Here is a 16,284-nt window from a genome sequence, read left to right as displayed (position 1 = left end):
GTACTACGCGCCGAGCAGCGTGCGCACCCGGTCCTGCCCCACCGCGAGCAGCAGGGTGGGCAGCCGCGGGCCGGTGTCACGGCCGACGAGCAGGTGGTACAGGAGCGCGAAGAACGACCGCTGGGCGGTCTTGATCTCCGGCGGCAGCTCCTTGGGGGTGGCGTCGGGCGAGAACCCGGCCTGCACCTTGGGCACGCCGTAGACGAGGTGGGTGAGCCCGTCCAGCGACCAGTGCTCCTCCAGACCGTCGAGCAGCAGCCGCAGCGACTGCTGCGCCTGCTCGTCGAGGGACTTCAGCAGGTCGGTGTCCGGCTCGCCGCGGACGATGGTGCGCTGGTCCTCGGGCACCTGCGTGTTGATCCAGGCCTCGGCCTTGTCGTACCGCGGCCGGACCACGTCGAGCGAGGTCAGCGGGTTGGCCGGGTCGAGGTCGGACAGGATGCGCAGTGCCTGGTCCTGGTGGCCGGCGGTGATGTCGGCGACGGACGCCAGCGTGCGGTAGGGCAGCGGGCGCTGGGTGGCGGGCAGCGGGCCTGCGGCCGTGCCGGTCGCCCGCGTGTACCCGGCGACGTCGCCTGGCAGCGCCGAGTCGTCGGCGACCTTGCCGGCCAGCTTGTCCCACTCGTCGTAGAGCCGCTGGATCTCCTGGTCGAAGGCGATCTTGAAGGACTGGTTGGGCCTGCGACGGGCGTAGAGCCAGCGCAGCAGCTGCGGTTCCATGATCTGCAACGCGTCGGCCGGGGTGGGGACCCCGCCCTTGCTGCTGGACATCTTGGCCATGCCGCTGATGCCCACGAAGGCGTACATGGGACCGATGGGCTGCTTGCCGCCGAAGATCCCGACGATCTGCCCGCCGACCTGGAAGCTGGAGCCCGGGGAGGAGTGGTCGACACCGGAGGGCTCGAAGACGACGCCCTCGTAGGCCCACCGCATCGGCCAGTCGACCTTCCAGACCAGCTTGCCGCGGTTGAACTCGCTCAGCCGCACCGTCTCGGCGAACCCACAGGCCGAGCAGGTGTACGTCAACTCGGTGGTGTCGTCGTCGTACGCCGTCACGGTGGTGAAGTCCTTGCCGCACCGGCCGCAGTAGGGCTTGTACGGGAAGTACCCGGCGGAGCCGGAGCTGCCGTCGTCCTCGGCGGCGGCGCCGGAGCCCTCCTCGGCCTCCAGCTCGGCCTCGTCGACGGGCTTCTGCTGCTGCTTCTTCGCGGCGGCCTTCGGCTTGGTCCGGTACTGGGCGAGGACCGCGTCGATCTCCGCGCGGTGCTTCATCGCGAACAGGACCTGCTCGCGGTAGGTGCCCGAGGTGTACTGCTCCGTCTGGCTGATCCCGTCGTACTCGACGCCCAGCTCGGCCAGCGACTCGACCATCGTGGCCTTGAAGTGCTCGGCCCAGTTCGGGTGAGCGGAGCCCTTCGGGGCCGGCACGGAGGTCAGCGGCTTGCCGATGTGCTCGGCCCAGGAGTCGTCCACGCCCGGTACGCCGAACGGGACCTTCCGGTACCGGTCGTAGTCGTCCCAGGACAGCACGTGGCGCACCGTGTACCCGCGCCGCCGGATCTCGTCGGCGACGAGGTGCGGCGTCATGACCTCCCGGAGATTCCCCAGGTGGATGGGGCCCGAAGGCGACAGCCCGGACGCGACGACGACCGGTTTGCCCGGGGCCCGACGCTCCGACTCCTCGATGACCTCATCCGCGAAACGGGAGACCCAGTCGGTGGTCTCGGTGCTCTGAGCCACGATCGGCACGTCCTTCTTTCTCGAAGCAGCCGGCACGGTCAGACGGCTGACCTCTCCATTGTCCCAGGCAGAGCCACATCCGCGAAAACGCCTTTTCACGCCCGTGCCGCACCCTCAGGGACGAGGGGACGCGGGTCGCAGTTCAGTCGGCGAACGGAAAAATCGCTTTACCCCGCATGGGATACTGGCTGCGTCTGAACTATTCGCACGAGGAGAACGGCACCCACATCCATGGCCTCGGTCACGTCCCTCACCGCTTCCGTCCACCAGCGCCTCGCGAACGCCCTCTCGGCCACCCTGCCTGAGGCCGCCGACGCGGACCCGCTGCTGCGACGAAGCGACCGGGCGGACTTCCAGGCCAACGGGATCCTGGCGCTCGCGAAGAAGGCGAAGGCGAACCCGCGCGAGCTGGCGACCCAGGTCGTGGACAAGGTCGTCACCGGTGACGTGATCAAGGACGTCGAGGTCTCCGGCCCCGGCTTCCTCAACATCACGGTCACCGACAAGGCGATCACCGAGAACCTCGCCGCCCGCGCCGCCGACACCGAGGGCCGCCTCGGCGTGCCGTACGCGGAGAACCCGGGCACCACGGTCATCGACTACGCCCAGCCGAACGTGGCCAAGGAGATGCACGTCGGCCATCTGCGCTCGGCGGTGATCGGCGACTCCGTGCTCAAGCTCCTGGAGTTCACCGGTGAGACGGTGATCCGCCGCCATCACATCGGCGACTGGGGCACCCAGTTCGGCATGCTCATCCAGTACCTGGACGAGCACCCGCACGAGCTGGACCACAGGGCCGCCGAGGTCACCGGCGAAGAGGCGATGTCGAACCTCGACCGGCTCTACAAGGCGGCCCGCAGGCTCTTCGACTCCGACGAGGAGTTCAAGACGCGTGCCCGCCGCCGGGTGGTCGACCTCCAGGCCGGGGACCCGCACACCGTCGCCATGTGGCAGAAGTTCGTCGACGAGTCGAAGATCTACTTCTTCTCGGTCTTCGAGAAGCTGGACATGGAGATCCGGGACCCCGACATCGTCGGCGAGTCGGGCTACAACGACATGCTCGCGGAGACGTGCCGCCTCCTGGAGGACTCCGGTGTCGCGGTCCGCTCCGAGGGTGCGCTGTGCGTCTTCTTCGACGACGTCAAGGGCCCTGACGGCAATCCGGTCCCGCTCATCGTCCAGAAGTCGGACGGCGGCTACGGCTACGCGGCCACGGACCTGTCCGCGATCCGCGACCGTGTCTTCAACCTGAAGGCGAACTCGATCATCTACGTCGTGGACGCCCGTCAGTCGCTGCACTTCAAGATGGTCTTCGAGACCGCACGGCGGGCCGGCTGGCTGAGCGACGACGTGAAGGCGTACCAGCTCGCCTTCGGCACGGTCCTCGGTAAGGACGGCAAGCCGTTCAAGACCCGCGAGGGCGAGACGGTCCGCCTGGTCGACCTGCTGGACGAGGCGATCGACCGCGCCTCCGCGGTCGTTCGGGAGAAGGCACAGGACCTGTCCGAGGAGGAGATCGCCGAGCGCGGGGCCCAGGTGGGTATCGGCGCGGTGAAGTACGCGGACCTGTCGACGTCGGCGAGCCGTGACTACAAGTTCGACCTCGACCAGATGGTGTCGCTGAACGGCGACACGTCCGTCTACCTCCAATACGCCTACGCCCGTATCCAGTCGATCCTGCGGAAGGCCGGCGAGGTACGCCCGGCCGCGCACCCCGAGCTCGAACTGACCGAGGCCGAGCGCGCCCTGGGCCTGCACGCCGACCAGTTCGCGGAGAACGTGGCCGAGGCCGCGCGGGAGTACGCCCCACACAAGATGACCGCGTACCTGTACCAGTTGGCGTCGCTGTACACGTCCTTCTACGACAAGTGCCCGGTCCTGAAGGCCGAGACGCCGGAGCAGGTGGAGAACCGACTCTTCCTGTGCGACGTCACGGCCCGCACCCTGCACGCGGGCATGACGCTGCTGGGCATCAGGACGCCCGAGCGGCTCTGATCCCGTTGCGTGACGCGGGTCCGGCTACGCGGGCGTGCGTCTCTCCGCCGCCGACGGCAGCGGAGAGAACGGAACCACGGGCCACCAACTGACCGTCATCTTCCAGGGGCGCACCCGCGCAGCGACGCGGGCCCCACGGCCACCGTGAAGCTGCCCGCCAAAGGCGTGTGCCACGACAGCAAGCTGACCGCGACCTACTGGCAGTCCAGCGCGACCGACGCCCTCACCTGGTGAGGTCCCCAGGTGGTGCGGAAGCGAACTCGCACCACACCACCTTGCCGAGCTCCCGCTCGCCGACACCCCACTTGTCGGCGAGCGCGGAGACCAGCAGCAGCCCGCGCCCGCCCTCGTCACCGTCGTCGGCCTTGTCGACGAGGTGCGGGACGCCACCCCCCCTGTCGTGCACCTCCACCCGCAGCAAGGCACCGTCGTACCGCAGGAAGAGGCGGAAGTGGCGGCCGGGCGGCACCCCGTGCAGCAGCGCGTTGGTCGCCAGCTCGCTCACGCACAGCAGCACGTCCTCGCTGCGCCCCGCTTCGGCGAGGCCCCAGCCCGCCAGCGTCTCCTGGGCGAACCGCCGGGCGGCGGGGACGGCTCGGCGTTCGCGCCGGAAGAACCTCTCGCGCAGGGGCGGGAGTTGGATCGTCTCGTTCACAGGACGAGTGTCGCGGAGAGTGACTACCGTGGATCACTGAGTGAGCCCGTACAGATTTTTTGTACGGGTTCGTTCGGGGTCGCGTACGGGCGGGCGTGGGGAGTTGGTCCAGCATGAACTCCAGGAAGCTTCCACGGAAGAAGAACCTCTCGGCCATGAAGATGCTGGGGGTCCAGCTGGGCACCGCACGCCGTGCGGCGGGCCTGACGCAACGGGCCCTCGGGGAACGGCTGATGCTCGACGAGGAGACGATCGCCTCGATCGAACAGGGGAGGCGTCCGCTGAAGCCGGACCTGGCGGCGTTGCTGGATGAACTCCTGGGGACGAAAGGGCTGTTATCGGTCGGTGTGGAGAACCTGCCGGAGATCGACCAGTTTCCGATGTGGGCCGAGCTGTACGTAGAACACGAGCGGGAGGCCATCACTCTCTCCCTGTACGCCAACCAGGCCCTGCCCGGACTTCTGCAGACCGAGGCGTACGCACGTGCAGTTCTGCGCGAACGTGTCCCTGCGTATGACGAGGATGAGATCGTGACCAGGACCTCAGCCCGCGTGGGCCGCCGGGACGTACTACATCGCAAGGTTCCGCCGACGGTGAGCTTCGTCGTCTGGGAACCGGTGTTGCGCCTGGCGATCGGTGGCCCAGAGGTGCACCGCGAGCAACTTCGACACCTGCGTGAATACGCTGAACTTCCCGGCCTGTCCATGCAGTTCCTGCCACTGGTCAGTCCATCGCATGCGGGGCTCGACGGCCCCTTCGTTCTCCTGGAAACCCCCGACCACCAGCACCTGGCCTACATCGAGGGGCAGCGCGGCAGCCAGTGGGTCTCAGACCCGGGCGAGGTGTCCATCCTGGCGCGCAAGTATGCGATGCTGCGAGCACAGGCCCTCACCCCCCAGGAGTCGAAGCGCCTGCTGGACCGACTGCTAGGAGAGCAATGAGCACCACGCTTCAGTGGTTCAAGTCCACCTACAGCGGCAGCGAAGGCGGCGAATGCCTTGAAGTCGCCTACACCTGGCAGAAGTCCAGCTACAGCGGCAGCGAAAGCGGCCAGTGCGTAGAAGTCGCCGCCTGCCCGCACACCGTTCACATCCGCGACTCCAAGAACCCCGCCGGGCCCATCTTCACCGTCTCCCCTGAGGCCTGGGCAGCGTTCACCGACTACGCGGCCCGCTAGGGGCGTTGTCAGAGGCTGGCCCTACAGTCACTGGCATGGCGACACTTCCCAATCCGCTGCCCCAACTGGCGGCCGATCCGAGCGGGCGCGCGCTCGGGCTTGAACTCCCGCCCGGGAGACTGATCAACGCCACGGACGAGGGTCCGTGGCACGAGCCGCTGCTGTGGCATGCCGGACGCACCGCGTCCTCCGGCAACTGGGCCCGGCTGGGCTCACCCGGGGCGCGGGCGGGGCTCCTCCCGGTGCTCGTCGACGTCGGCGGCACCCAGGGCGGTCCCGAGGAATGGGAGTTGATGCCGGGCGAGATGTCGTACCCCGGGGATCATGACGCCGAGGAGGTGCTGGCCGACTTCTGGGGCGACGACGACACCGACGGCGAATTCGACGAGATGCTCGCCCCCTTCGGCCCGGAGTGGCCCGGTCTCGCCGCCGCGCCCCGGCTGGAGGCCGACCCCGACGCACGCGCGGCGGAGGTCGCGGACTCCCTTCTGGACGAGGGTTCCTGGTTCAAGGAGGCGCGCCTCGCCCTGGTTCCGGCCCGTCGCTCGGCCGACATACCCGCGGCGATCGGCTGGAGCGGGCCCCTGAACCACGAGAACGACACGGCTCGCATCTGTTCCGTGCTCCGCTCCTGGGAGGACCGCTTCGGCATACGGGTCGTCGCGCTCACCTTCGACCAGCTCGTCCTGTCCGTCGCCGCTCCGCCGACCACGCAGGCCGAAGCCGAGGCGGTGGCCGCCGAGCACTTCGCCTTCTGCCCGGACAACATCGCCCAGGGACATCACGAGACGCTCCAGGAATACGCAGCGCACGAGATCGTAGGCCGGCGGATCTGGTCCTTCTGGTGGGACTGAGCCGCCTGCCCCGCCGCACCCCCTCCGGGCTGTAGGCGACGAAGCGTTCCGGTCAGGCCTGCCGGGAGGCCGTCGAGCACGGCGTCCCGGCGGCCGCGGTGCGTCGCGGCGATCCCCTCGACGTCGAAGGACCCCCGGAAGCCGTCAGTCCGCCCGCGCGGCCCGGGGCCCCTTGGGTACACCGCTCGAAAACAGCTCTTTCAGGCACTTCCGGGACACAACTGCCTCACACAACAACCCTGTTCCGCCCTGCGGACGACCGTCACTGGGCCCTAGCCTGCGGCCCATGCTGCCGGGCGTGGACACGATCGACGAGTTGGACGCGATGCTCTCGGACGAGGCGGTGCTGCGCCGGGCCGCCCTGGACCTGCTCGACCGACTGGGGCTCGCCGGACTGCCGGTGCGGCGCTTCGACGAAGGTTCCCTGCCCGTGTACGCGGTCGGGGGCGACCTGGTCCTGAAGCTGTATCCGCGCTTCGAGACGACGAAAGCCATCCGAGAGGCACGGGTACTGTCCCACCTCTGGGGGCAACTGTCGCTTCCCACACCCCGGTTGCACGCAACCGACGAGTACGGCAACGGCTGGCGGTTCGTGCTGATGTCCCGGCTGCCCGGGCTGAGTGTCGCCGAGGCCTGGCCGAGGCTCACGGCGGTGGAGCAGGACCGGATCGTGTCGGAGTCGGCCCGGACGCTGGCCTCGCTGCACGCGATGGACTTCAAGCCGCTGACGGATGTCGTGGGACCGACGGACTGGGCCTCGTTCCTGCGTCGCCGGCGCGCCGGGACGCTCGAGCACCACCGGGCCAACGGGGTGACCGAGCCCTGGCTCGACCGGATCCCCGAGTTCCTGGACTCCGTCCCGCTGCCCGCCACCACCGGACTCGCGCTGCTGCACACCGAGTTCATGCGCGAGCACCTGACCATCGACATGCGCGACGGCCGCAGGCTGACCGAGCTGTTCGACTTCGAGCCGGCGATGATCGGTGATCCGGCCTACGACTTCGCGAGCGTGGGCCTGTTCGTCACCCGTGCCGACCCGCGCCAGTTCCGCCGTTTCTACGCGGCCTACGGACGCGCCCCGTACCCCGTACGACCCCCGGCAGCTGCTCGCGTACACGCTGCTGCACGTGTACAGCGACATGCCGCTGTACCTGCACGAGCTTCCGTCTCCGGCCGAACCACACCTGGACGCGCTCGCCGAGAGGTGGTTCGGCACGGAGGGGTGAGCGGGGCCCGGCCCGGCTAGGCCTTCCGGGCGGTGGCCGCGTACACGTTGATGTCCGCGTCGGTGACGTCGCTGATGTCGCGGTAGCGGACCTTCTCGATGTCGTCGAGGGTGGCGAGCTGGGCCGGGTCGACATGCTCGGGCAGGGGCGCCGCGCCGTCCTGGTGCCAGTGATGGACCGGGACGACGCCCGGCTCGTCCAGGGTGACGCCGGGGGTCTCGGTGAAGAACCGCTCGACCTCGTCCTTGGAGCGCAGGACGAAGGTGAAGCCGCGCTCGGTGTAGGTGCGCTGGACCGCGCGGATGTTCTCCGGGTTGAGGTCCTCGGTGAGGTGGCTGAGCACGAGCCGGCTGCCGGAGGGCAGCGCCTCCACCAGTTCGCGCACGATCGGGTAGGCCTGCTCGTCCTCGACGAAGTGCAGGACCGCCACCAGCACCAGCGCGACGGGCTGGTCGAAGTCCAGGGTCTTCGCGGCCTGTTCGAGGATCTCGGCGGGTGCGGCGAGGTCGGCGTCGATGTAGTCCGTACGGCCCTCGGGCCCGCTGGTGAGCAGGGCGCGGGCGTGCGCGAGGACGACCGGGTCGTTGTCCACGTAGACGACCCGGGAGTCGGGGGTGATCCGCTGGGCGATCTGGTGGACGTTCTGCGCGGTCGGCAGGCCGGTGCCGATGTCGAGGAACTGCCGGACGCCGTCCTGCTCGGCGAGCCGGGTCACCGCGCGGCGCAGGAAGTCACGGTTGTGCCGGACGTCGAGGTAGCCGCGCGGGTTGGCGGCGAGTGCGGCGGCGGCCGCCGCGCGGTCCACCGGGTAGTTGTCCTTGCCCCCGAGGAAGACGTCGTAGACGCGTGCCGGGTGGGCCTTGGTGGTGTCGATCCGCTTACGCAGCTCGGCCGGGTCACGGCTGAGGGCATCGCCGGGCATGGACGTCTCCCTGGTGGTCGGCGTAGGACTCGGTCATTGAAGGGGCAACCAAAGGTGTGGTCAACAACCTAACTCCTGTGGCGAGTTGGAAGTGCCCGGACCACCGGGGACGGAGGCTCGGGACGCCTCCCGCGTCCCGTCCCGGTTTCCCGGCGGACGGCGTTTCCCCTCGTCAGGGCGCACATCGTGATCCGGGCGTCCCGAAAACCGCGGCGGATGTGGCGGCCGGGCTCCCGCAGCGGTCAAGCTGTCCGGTAGCGAGGCTTCCGCTCCCGGTGACCGGTCGAGCGGCCGCGCCACCCCCCAGTTCCTGACGTCGAAGGGCCGACCCATGTCTGCTCGCACCACCGGTACCGCCCGTGCCTCCCGAACTCGTCTGCTCGCCGCCACGGCCGTGTTCGCCGCCCTGGGACTCACGGCCTGCCAGAACGGGGAGGGCGTACGGGACGAGGGACCGTCCTCGGAGTCGACCCTCTCCGACGGCCCGGTCCGCGGCGCCGGGGGCCCCGGCACGGCGGCCCCCTGCTCGGGCGGCCACACCAGGACGACGGCGGCCCCGGTCTCCCGCCCCACGGACCATCTGCTTCTGACGGTCACCCACACGGGCGCCACGAACTGCACGCTGACCGGCTACCCGAAGGCCCGCTTCGGCGGAGCGGACTCCTCGGCGCCGCCCGCACGGGAGACGCGACCGCGCTCCGCCGTCACGCTCTCTCCCGGCGCATCGGCCTACGCGGGCGTGCTCCTGTCGGCCGCGGACGGCACCGGCGGACACGGCCGCACGGTGAAGACCCTCACGGTCGCCCTTCCCGACGGCCACACCGCCCACCCGGCGCTCCCGGGCGAGGGCGTGCACGTCGACGACAAGGTGACGGTCACGTACTGGCTCTCGAACCGGGAGGCGGCCCTGACGTACTGACCGGCGGGCGTCAGCGCAGGGTGCGGGCGACCTCGGTGGCCCAGTAGGTCAGGATGTTGCGGGCACCGGCCCGCTTGATGCCGGTCAGGGACTCGATGATCGCCCGGTCGCGGTCGATCCAGCCCTTCTCGGCCGCGGCCTCGATCATCGCGTACTCACCGGAGATCTGGTACGCGGCCACCGGCACGTCGACCGCGTCCGCGACCCTCGCCAGGATGTCGAGGTAGGGCCCGGCCGGCTTGACCATCACCATGTCGGCGCCCTCCTCCAGGTCGAGGGCGAGTTCCCGCAGGGACTCGCGCCAGTTGGCGGGGTCCTGCTGGTACGTCTTGCGGTCGCCCTCCAGGGACGAGGCGACGGCCTCCCGGAACGGCCCGTAGAAGGCGGAGGAGTACTTGGCGGTGTAGGCGAGGATCGCGACGTCCTCGCGCCCGATCTGGTCGAGTGCGTCCCGGATGACGCCGATCTGGCCGTCCATCATGCCGCTGGGCCCGACCACATGGGCACCGGCGTCGGCCTGCACCTGCGCCATCTCGGCGTACCGCTCCAGGGTGGCGTCGTTGTCCACGCGCCCCTCGGCGTCGAGCACACCGCAGTGCCCGTGGTCGGTGAACTCGTCCAGGCACAGGTCGGACATGACGAGCAGGTCGTCGCCGACCTCGGCCCGGACATCGCGCAGGGCGACCTGCAGAATCCCGTCCGGGTCGGTGCCCGTCGTCCCGACGGCGTCCTTCCTCGACTCCTCGGGCACGCCGAACAGCATGATCCCGGAGATCCCGGCCTCCACCGCCTCCGCGGCGGCCTTCTTCAGGCTGTCCCGGGTGTGCTGCACGACGCCGGGCATGGACCCGACCGGCACCGGCTCACTCACGCCCTCCCGCACGAACGCCGGGAGGATGAAGTCGGCCGGGTGCAGCCGCGTCTCGGCGACCATACGACGCATGGTGGGTGTGGCACGCAGCCGCCGGGGACGGGAACCGGGGAAGGATCCGTACTTCGTCATGCTCTCTACGCTACGCCCGGCCCAGGGGTCCTTTTGCCGACGTGGTGTCGACCGGTGCGGACGTATCGGAGGCACGAGCCATCGAGCGGAACTCCCGCAGTTTCCGGGTGCCCTGGCCCTCGTCGGCAGCACCGTGCAGAGCGATGACGACACGAACTGCGCCGGCCCGGCACCCGGCTGCGAGGACTGATCGCCGGTCCAGCGCGAAGAACCCCTCCGACCGCAGGTCACGGTCGGAGGGGTTCTTTCGCGTCCGGTCGCTTTCGGCCCGGCAGTGGCTCAGGTCGTCGTACGACGCCGCCGCGCCCCCGGCCGCCGCTCGCTCGGCCGCGTCACCGGATCCCCGGCCTCGTGGGCGGCGCTGCGCCGCCTCAGGCCGAAGTCCGCGAGCGACTCCGCCAGCGCGTGTACGGACGGCTCCGGAGCCATGACGTCCACGCGCAGACCGTGTTCCTCCGCCGTCTTCGCCGTGGCGGGGCCGATACAGGCGATCACCGTCACGTTGTGCGGCTTGCCCGCGATGCCCACCAGGTTCCGGACCGTCGAGGAAGACGTGAACAGGACCGCGTCGAAGCCGCCGCCCTTGATCGCCTCGCGGGTCTCGGCCGGCGGCGGCGAGGCGCGGACCGTCCGGTACGCGGTGACGTCGTCGACCTCCCAGCCCAGCTCGATCAGCCCGGCCACCAGGGTCTCCGTGGCGATGTCGGCGCGCGGGAGGAACACACGGTCGATCGGGTCGAACACCGGGTCGTACGGCGGCCAGTCCTCCAGCAGCCCGGCCGCGGACTGCTCGCCGCTCGGGATCAGGTCCGGCTTCACGCCGAAGGCCACCAGCGCCTTCGCCGTCTGCTCGCCGACCGCGGCCACCTTGATGCCCGCGAAGGCGCGCGCGTCGAGGCCGTACTCCTCGAACTTCTCGCGGACCGCCTTCACCGCGTTGACCGACGTGAACGCGATCCACTCGTACCGGCCCGTCACCAGACCCTTGACCGCACGCTCCATCTGCTGGGGCGTGCGCGGCGGCTCGACGGCGATCGTCGGCACCTCGTGCGGCACGGCCCCGTACGACCGCAGCTGGTCGGAGAGCGAGACCGCCTGCTCCTTCGTACGCGGGACGAGGACCTTCCAGCCGAACAGTGGCTTGTTCTCGAACCACGACAGCTGGTCGCGCTGGGCGGCGGAGGAACGCTCACCGACCACGGCTATCACCGGACGCCCGCCCTCGGGGGACGGCAGGACCTTCGCCTGCTTGAGCGTCTGCGCGATCGAGCCGAGCGTCGCGGTCCAGGTGCGCTGCCGGGTCGTCGTACCGGCGACGGTCACCGTCAGCGGCGTGTCCGGCTTACGGCCCGCGGCCACCAGCTCACCCGCGGCGGTGGCCACCGAGTCCAGCGTCGTGGAGACCACGACGGTGCCGTCGGAGGCGCCGATCTCGGTCCAGCAGCGGTCCGTGGCGGTCCGCGCGTCCACGAACCGTACGTCGGTGCCCTGCGCGTCCCGCAGCGGCACACCCGCGTACGCGGGCACGCCGACGGCGGTCGCGACGCCGGGCACGACCTCGAATGGGACGCCCGCGGCGGCGCACGCCAGCATCTCTCCGGTGGCGTACGCGTCCATCCCGGGGTCCCCGGTCACCGCACGGACGACCCGCCTGCCGCCCCGCGCAGCCTCCATGACAAGATGTGCCGCATCCCTGAACGCGGGGATACCAGCGGCTGTTGACTCGCCGTCAACGACCGCTAGCTGAGGCGTGCCCGTGCCCGGATACGAACCCGTGGCGGGGTCCGGGTCCGTGTTCACGACGGCGACGCCTGCTCTGGCATGCGTGCGCACGACGTCGAGCGCCTCGTGCTCGCCGACGAGCACGTCCGCGTTCGCCAGCGCCTCCACGGCGCGCAGGGTGAGAAGTCCCGGATCCCCGGGTCCGGCACCGAGGAAGGTGACGTACCCGTGTTCAAGGCCGGCGGGAAGGGTGGTGGGGCTCAATGTGCTCGCTCCCCCATCAGACCGGCCGCGCCCTTGGCGAGCATCTCGGCGGCGAGTTCGCGACCGAGCGCCATTGCCTGGTCGTGCGTCTCGGGCACGGGACCGGTGGTGGACAGCTGCACCAGCGCCCGGCCGTCGGGGGTACCGACGACGCCGCGCAGGCGCATTTCTTGGACAATCTGCCCGTCGGCCAACAGGTCGGCCAGCGCGCCCACAGGGGCGCTGCAACCGGCCTCCAGGGCGGCGAGCAGGGACCGCTCGGCGGTCACGGCGGCCCGGGTGAACGGGTCGTCGAGCTCGGCGAGCGCCGCGATCAGGTCCGCGTTGTCCGCGGTGCACTCGATCGCCAGTGCCCCCTGGCCGGGGGCGGGCAAAACCGTGTCGACCGACAAGAAGTCGGTCGCTTCGTCGATCCGGCCGATGCGGTTCAGTCCGGCCGCGGCGAGGACCACGGCGTCCAGCTCGCCGCTGCGGACGTATCCGATCCGCGTGTCGATGTTGCCGCGGATCGGGACCGTCTCGATGTCGAGGCCGTGGCCGCGCGCGTACGCGTTGAGCTGCGCCATACGGCGCGGCGAACCGGTGCCGATGCGCGCGCCGCGGGGCAGGTCCGTGAACTTCAGGGCGTCGCGCGCCACCACCACGTCACGCGGGTCCTCGCGTACGGGCACCGCGGCCAGCGCCAGCTCCTGCGGCTGCGTGGTCGGCAGGTCCTTGAGGGAGTGCACCGCGAGGTCGACCTCGCCCCTGATCAGGGCGTCGCGCAGCGCGGTCACGAACACACCGGTGCCGCCGATCTGAGCGAGGTGCTCACGGGAGGTGTCGCCGTACGTCGTGATCTCCACGAGCTCCACCGGCCGTCCGGTGACCCGGCGCACGGCCTCCGCGACCTGTCCGGACTGGGCCATGGCGAGTTTGCTGCGCCTGGTCCCGAGCCTCAGTGCCCCGTCTCGGTGTGTGGCGTGCGCCTGCGGCTCACGTGGCTCACTCATGCTCGCCCTCGGTTCTTGGCGTTCTCGGTGTTCTCGGTGCTGTCGGCGTCCTCGGCCCGGGAGACGGAGGCGACCGTCTCGGGGGCCAGGTCGAACAGGGTGCGCAGCGCGTCCGCGTATCCGGCGCCGCCGGGCTCGGCGGCCAGCTGCTTGACCCGTACGGTCGGCGCGTGCAGCAGCTTGTCGACGACACGCCGCACGGTCTGGGTGATCTCGGCCCGGTGCTTGTCGTCCAGGCCCGGCAGCCGCCCCTCCAGGCGCGCGATCTCGTTCGCCACCACGTCGGCGGCCATCGAGCGCAGCGCGACCACGGTCGGCGTGATGTGCGCCGCGCGCTGGGCGGCGCCGAACGCGGTGACCTCGTCGGAGACGATCCGCCGCACCTGATCGACGTCGGCGGCCATCGGCGCGTCGGCGGAGGCGTCGGCCAGGGACTCGATGTCGACCAGCCGTACCCCGGGCAGCCGGTGCACGGCCGCGTCGACGTCCCGCGGCATCGCGAGGTCGAGGATGGACAGCACGGGCGCGGGGCGGGGGGCCGGCACGACGGGTTCGGGGCGGCGGCGCTCGGGGATCCGGCCGACGGTGGCCGCGGTCGCGGCCAGCGCGGTGATGACCTCGGCCTCGGTCTCCGGGTCGAGCACGGCGCTGCCGGCCGGACGGCCGCTGCGCTCCTTGTCGCCCTTGTCGACCCAGGCCGCGTGCTGCTCCAGCTCGGCGGCTCGCATCCCGGCGACGGCGGCCTCGCCGAGCACCGAGAAGCCGGCAGTGCCCTGCACGGCGGACAGGTCGAGCGGGCAGCCGTCCTCGGTGCCCAGGCTGGTGGGGGTGAGTTCGTCCCGTGCGGCGGCCTGGCCGGGCATCGACGCCCCGGCCGTACGCGCGGCCTGGGCGCCCTGTGCCGGGGTGGCAGGGGCGAGAGGGTCTGAGGGGCCGTCCACGCGTCCCTCGAGCGCCTCAGCGACCGCCTGGGCCGTCAGGACCAGACCCGTCGCGCCGGTGCAGGAGACCACGACATCGGCACGTGTCAGTTCGTCCGGCACCGTGTCCATCGCTACCGCACGTGCCGACACGTCCGTGTCGTCGCCCTCCGTCAGGATCTTCGCCAGACGCTCGGCACGCTCCAGCGTGCGGTTGGCGATCACGATCTCGGCGACCCCGGCGCGTGCGAGGGTCGCGGCGGCCAGCGAGGACATCGAGCCCGCGCCGATCACGAGGGCGCGCTTGCCCGCGGCCCAGGTCTCGACCGGCGCACCGGACGAGAGCTGCTCCAGGCCGAAGGTCACCAGCGACTGACCGGCGCGGTCGATCCCGGTCTCCGAGTGGGCGCGCTTGCCGACCCGCAGCGACTGCTGGAACAGGTCGTTCAGCAGCCGTCCGGCGGTGTGCAGCTCCTGCGAGGTGGCCAGGGAGTCCTTGATCTGGCCGAGGATCTGGCCCTCGCCGACAACCATCGAGTCCAGCCCGCAGGCCACCGAGAACAGGTGGTGGACGGCCCGGTCTTCGTAGTGCACGTAGAGGTGGGGGGTCAGCTCGTCGAGACCGACCCCGCTGTGCTGGGCGAGCAGGGTGGACAGCTCGGCGACACCGGCGTGGAACTTGTCCACGTCGGCGTACAGCTCGATGCGGTTGCAAGTGGCGAGCACCGCGGCCTCGTCCGCCGGCTCGGCGGCGACCGTGTCCTGGAGCAGCTTGGCCTGGGCGTCCGAGGCCAGCGCGGCCCGCTCGAGGACGCTGACCGGAGCGCTGCGGTGGCTCAGCCCGACGACGAGGAGACTCATGCCGGCATCACGGCGGGAAAGTCCCCGTCGGGTCCCTGGTCGGCGGAGTCCGCGGCCGTGGCCGACAGGCCGTCGGGAAGGGCCTCCTCGCCGGCCTTGCGCTGCTCGTGGAAGGCGAGGATCTGCAGCTCGATGGAGAGATCGACCTTGCGCACGTCGACGCCGTCCGGGACGGACAGCACGGTCGGCGCGAAGTTCAGGATGGAGGTCACACCCGCGGCCACCAGACGGTCGCAGACCTGCTGGGCGGCCCCCGCGGGGGTGGCGATGACGCCGATGGAGACGCCGTTCTCCTCGATGATCTTTTCCAGGTCGTCGGTGTGCTGCACCGGGATGCCGGCGACCGGCTTTCCGGCCATCGACGGGTCGGCGTCGATGAGCGCGGCGACCCGGAAGCCCCGGGAGGCGAACCCGCCGTAATTGGCCAGCGCCGCGCCGAGATTACCGATACCGACGATCACAACCGGCCAGTCCTGGGTCAGCCCCAGCTCACGGGAGATCTGGTACACGAGATACTCGACGTCGTAACCCACGCCCCGGGTCCCGTAGGAACCGAGGTAGGAGAAGTCCTTGCGCAGCTTCGCGGAGTTGACCCCCGCGGCCGCGGCCAGCTCCTCGGAGGAGACCGTGGGTACCGAGCGCTCCGACAGTGCGGTCAGGGCTCGGAGGTACAGCGGAAGCCGGGCGACGGTGGCCTCGGGAATCCCTCGGCTGCGGGTCGCCGGTCGGTGAGTTCGGCCAGTTGCCACGGTGCTCCTGCGGGTAGAGCGGGGCTGCAGGCGGTCACACGTCCCTGGACCGCCCCGTCGAATGCAGGCTATGTCTTTGTGAACGCGTGCACAAAGATTGTGTCCGATTTGCCCGGCCAACGTGACCGGGGTCACGCACCCCCGCCGCATGGATGGGGAACCGCTGCGAGGGCGCCGCTGTTCCTTTTCTTCTGGGGGCAAAACCGCCCACTCTCCTCTACGATCCACGCCCCCCGAGACCAGTCGCCGACGATCCTAAGCGACTTTCCCGGCCAGTTGGACTGG

At 70.5% G+C, this 16,284-nt stretch carries 14 protein-coding genes; 6 read left to right on the top strand and 8 right to left on the bottom strand.

Annotation, left to right across the window (positions count from 1 at the left end; genetic code table 11):
* Window positions 1-3: 3 nt before the first annotated feature.
* A complete protein-coding gene (lysS, locus tag ACWDA7_RS26950) occupies window positions 4-1,749 on the bottom strand; it encodes a lysine--tRNA ligase (RefSeq protein WP_450607028.1) in 1,746 nt (581 codons plus the stop codon).
* A gap of 222 nt (window positions 1,750-1,971) precedes the next feature.
* On the opposite strand from lysS, the gene argS reads away from it, so the two are divergent.
* Window positions 1,972-3,735 (top strand): arginine--tRNA ligase, encoded by a 1,764-nt coding sequence (argS, locus tag ACWDA7_RS26945; RefSeq protein WP_450607026.1) that lies wholly within the window; start codon window positions 1,972-1,974, stop codon window positions 3,733-3,735.
* 223 nt (window positions 3,736-3,958) lie between these two features.
* Here the strand turns inward: argS and ACWDA7_RS26940 are convergent, their stop codons facing one another.
* A complete protein-coding gene (locus tag ACWDA7_RS26940) occupies window positions 3,959-4,390 on the bottom strand; it encodes an ATP-binding protein (RefSeq protein ID WP_450607025.1) in 432 nt (143 codons plus the stop codon).
* 113 nt (window positions 4,391-4,503) lie between these two features.
* On the opposite strand from ACWDA7_RS26940, the gene ACWDA7_RS26935 reads away from it, so the two are divergent.
* The 4 genes from ACWDA7_RS26935 to ACWDA7_RS26920 all read left to right on the top strand — a co-directional run bounded on the left by ACWDA7_RS26935 (window position 4,504) and on the right by ACWDA7_RS26920 (window position 7,667).
* Window positions 4,504-5,331 carry a helix-turn-helix domain-containing protein gene (locus tag ACWDA7_RS26935; RefSeq protein ID WP_450607023.1) on the top strand — a complete coding sequence of 276 codons (828 nt, stop codon included), beginning with the start codon at window positions 4,504-4,506 and terminating at the stop codon, window positions 5,329-5,331.
* Window positions 5,328-5,567 carry a DUF397 domain-containing protein gene (locus tag ACWDA7_RS26930; protein ID WP_450607021.1) on the top strand — a complete coding sequence of 80 codons (240 nt, stop codon included), beginning with the start codon at window positions 5,328-5,330 and terminating at the stop codon, window positions 5,565-5,567. The genes ACWDA7_RS26935 and ACWDA7_RS26930 overlap by 4 nt, the downstream gene beginning before the upstream one ends.
* A 35-nt stretch (window positions 5,568-5,602) precedes the next feature.
* A complete protein-coding gene (locus ACWDA7_RS26925; RefSeq protein WP_450607019.1) occupies window positions 5,603-6,421 on the top strand; it encodes a DUF4253 domain-containing protein in 819 nt (272 codons plus the stop codon).
* A gap of 298 nt (window positions 6,422-6,719) precedes the next feature.
* Window positions 6,720-7,667 carry a phosphotransferase family protein gene (locus ACWDA7_RS26920; RefSeq protein ID WP_450607017.1) on the top strand — a complete coding sequence of 316 codons (948 nt, stop codon included), beginning with the start codon at window positions 6,720-6,722 and terminating at the stop codon, window positions 7,665-7,667.
* Here ACWDA7_RS26920 and ACWDA7_RS26915 read toward each other — a convergent pair.
* Entirely contained in the window at window positions 7,664-8,569 is a 906-nt protein-coding gene (locus ACWDA7_RS26915; protein WP_450607015.1) for an SAM-dependent methyltransferase, read from the bottom strand. The two genes, ACWDA7_RS26920 and ACWDA7_RS26915, sit on opposite strands and share 4 nt — an antisense overlap.
* Window positions 8,570-8,900: 331 nt before the next feature.
* On the opposite strand from ACWDA7_RS26915, the gene ACWDA7_RS26910 reads away from it, so the two are divergent.
* Window positions 8,901-9,488, top strand: coding sequence for a DUF4232 domain-containing protein (locus ACWDA7_RS26910; RefSeq protein WP_450607013.1), 588 nt, complete (start codon window positions 8,901-8,903; stop codon window positions 9,486-9,488).
* Between the two features lie 10 nt (window positions 9,489-9,498).
* On the opposite strand, the gene hemB is transcribed toward ACWDA7_RS26910, so the two are convergent.
* The 5 genes from hemB to ACWDA7_RS26885 all read right to left on the bottom strand — a co-directional run bounded on the left by hemB (window position 9,499) and on the right by ACWDA7_RS26885 (window position 15,999).
* Entirely contained in the window at window positions 9,499-10,491 is a 993-nt protein-coding gene (hemB, locus tag ACWDA7_RS26905; RefSeq protein WP_450607011.1) for a porphobilinogen synthase, read from the bottom strand.
* A gap of 279 nt (window positions 10,492-10,770) precedes the next feature.
* Complete coding sequence (locus tag ACWDA7_RS26900; protein WP_450607009.1) at window positions 10,771-12,477, bottom strand: uroporphyrinogen-III synthase; 1,707 nt, start codon at window positions 12,475-12,477, stop codon at window positions 10,771-10,773.
* Window positions 12,474-13,469, bottom strand: a complete 996-nt coding sequence (gene hemC, locus ACWDA7_RS26895; RefSeq protein ID WP_450607007.1) for a hydroxymethylbilane synthase — start codon at window positions 13,467-13,469, stop codon at window positions 12,474-12,476. The genes ACWDA7_RS26900 and hemC overlap by 4 nt, the downstream gene beginning before the upstream one ends.
* A complete protein-coding gene (locus ACWDA7_RS26890) occupies window positions 13,466-15,250 on the bottom strand; it encodes a glutamyl-tRNA reductase (protein ID WP_450607005.1) in 1,785 nt (594 codons plus the stop codon). The genes hemC and ACWDA7_RS26890 overlap by 4 nt, the downstream gene beginning before the upstream one ends.
* Complete coding sequence (locus ACWDA7_RS26885) at window positions 15,247-15,999, bottom strand: redox-sensing transcriptional repressor Rex (RefSeq protein WP_450607003.1); 753 nt, start codon at window positions 15,997-15,999, stop codon at window positions 15,247-15,249. Before ACWDA7_RS26885 ends, ACWDA7_RS26890 begins: the two co-directional genes overlap by 4 nt.
* Between the last annotated feature and the right edge of the window lie 285 nt (window positions 16,000-16,284).

The organism is Streptomyces sp. NPDC001156 (assembly GCF_053598275.1).
Note: the sequence above shows the minus strand (reverse complement) of the source record. Positions and strands in the feature narration are given on the sequence as shown.

What these genes read in the sequence shown, in the direction of transcription:
- argS (WP_450607026.1), top strand. Translation starts at nt 1,972, where the DNA reads ATGGCCTCGGTCACGTCCCTCACCGCTTCCGTCCACCAGCGCCTCGCG.
- ACWDA7_RS26935 (WP_450607023.1), top strand. Translation starts at nt 4,504, where the DNA reads ATGAACTCCAGGAAGCTTCCACGGAAGAAGAACCTCTCGGCCATGAAG.
- ACWDA7_RS26930 (WP_450607021.1), top strand. Translation starts at nt 5,328, where the DNA reads ATGAGCACCACGCTTCAGTGGTTCAAGTCCACCTACAGCGGCAGCGAA.
- ACWDA7_RS26925 (WP_450607019.1), top strand. Translation starts at nt 5,603, where the DNA reads ATGGCGACACTTCCCAATCCGCTGCCCCAACTGGCGGCCGATCCGAGC.
- ACWDA7_RS26915 (WP_450607015.1), bottom strand. Translation starts at nt 8,569, where the DNA reads ATGCCCGGCGATGCCCTCAGCCGTGACCCGGCCGAGCTGCGTAAGCGG.
- ACWDA7_RS26910 (WP_450607013.1), top strand. Translation starts at nt 8,901, where the DNA reads ATGTCTGCTCGCACCACCGGTACCGCCCGTGCCTCCCGAACTCGTCTG.
- hemB (WP_450607011.1), bottom strand. Translation starts at nt 10,491, where the DNA reads ATGACGAAGTACGGATCCTTCCCCGGTTCCCGTCCCCGGCGGCTGCGT.
- hemC (WP_450607007.1), bottom strand. Translation starts at nt 13,469, where the DNA reads ATGAGTGAGCCACGTGAGCCGCAGGCGCACGCCACACACCGAGACGGG.
- ACWDA7_RS26890 (WP_450607005.1), bottom strand. Translation starts at nt 15,250, where the DNA reads ATGAGTCTCCTCGTCGTCGGGCTGAGCCACCGCAGCGCTCCGGTCAGC.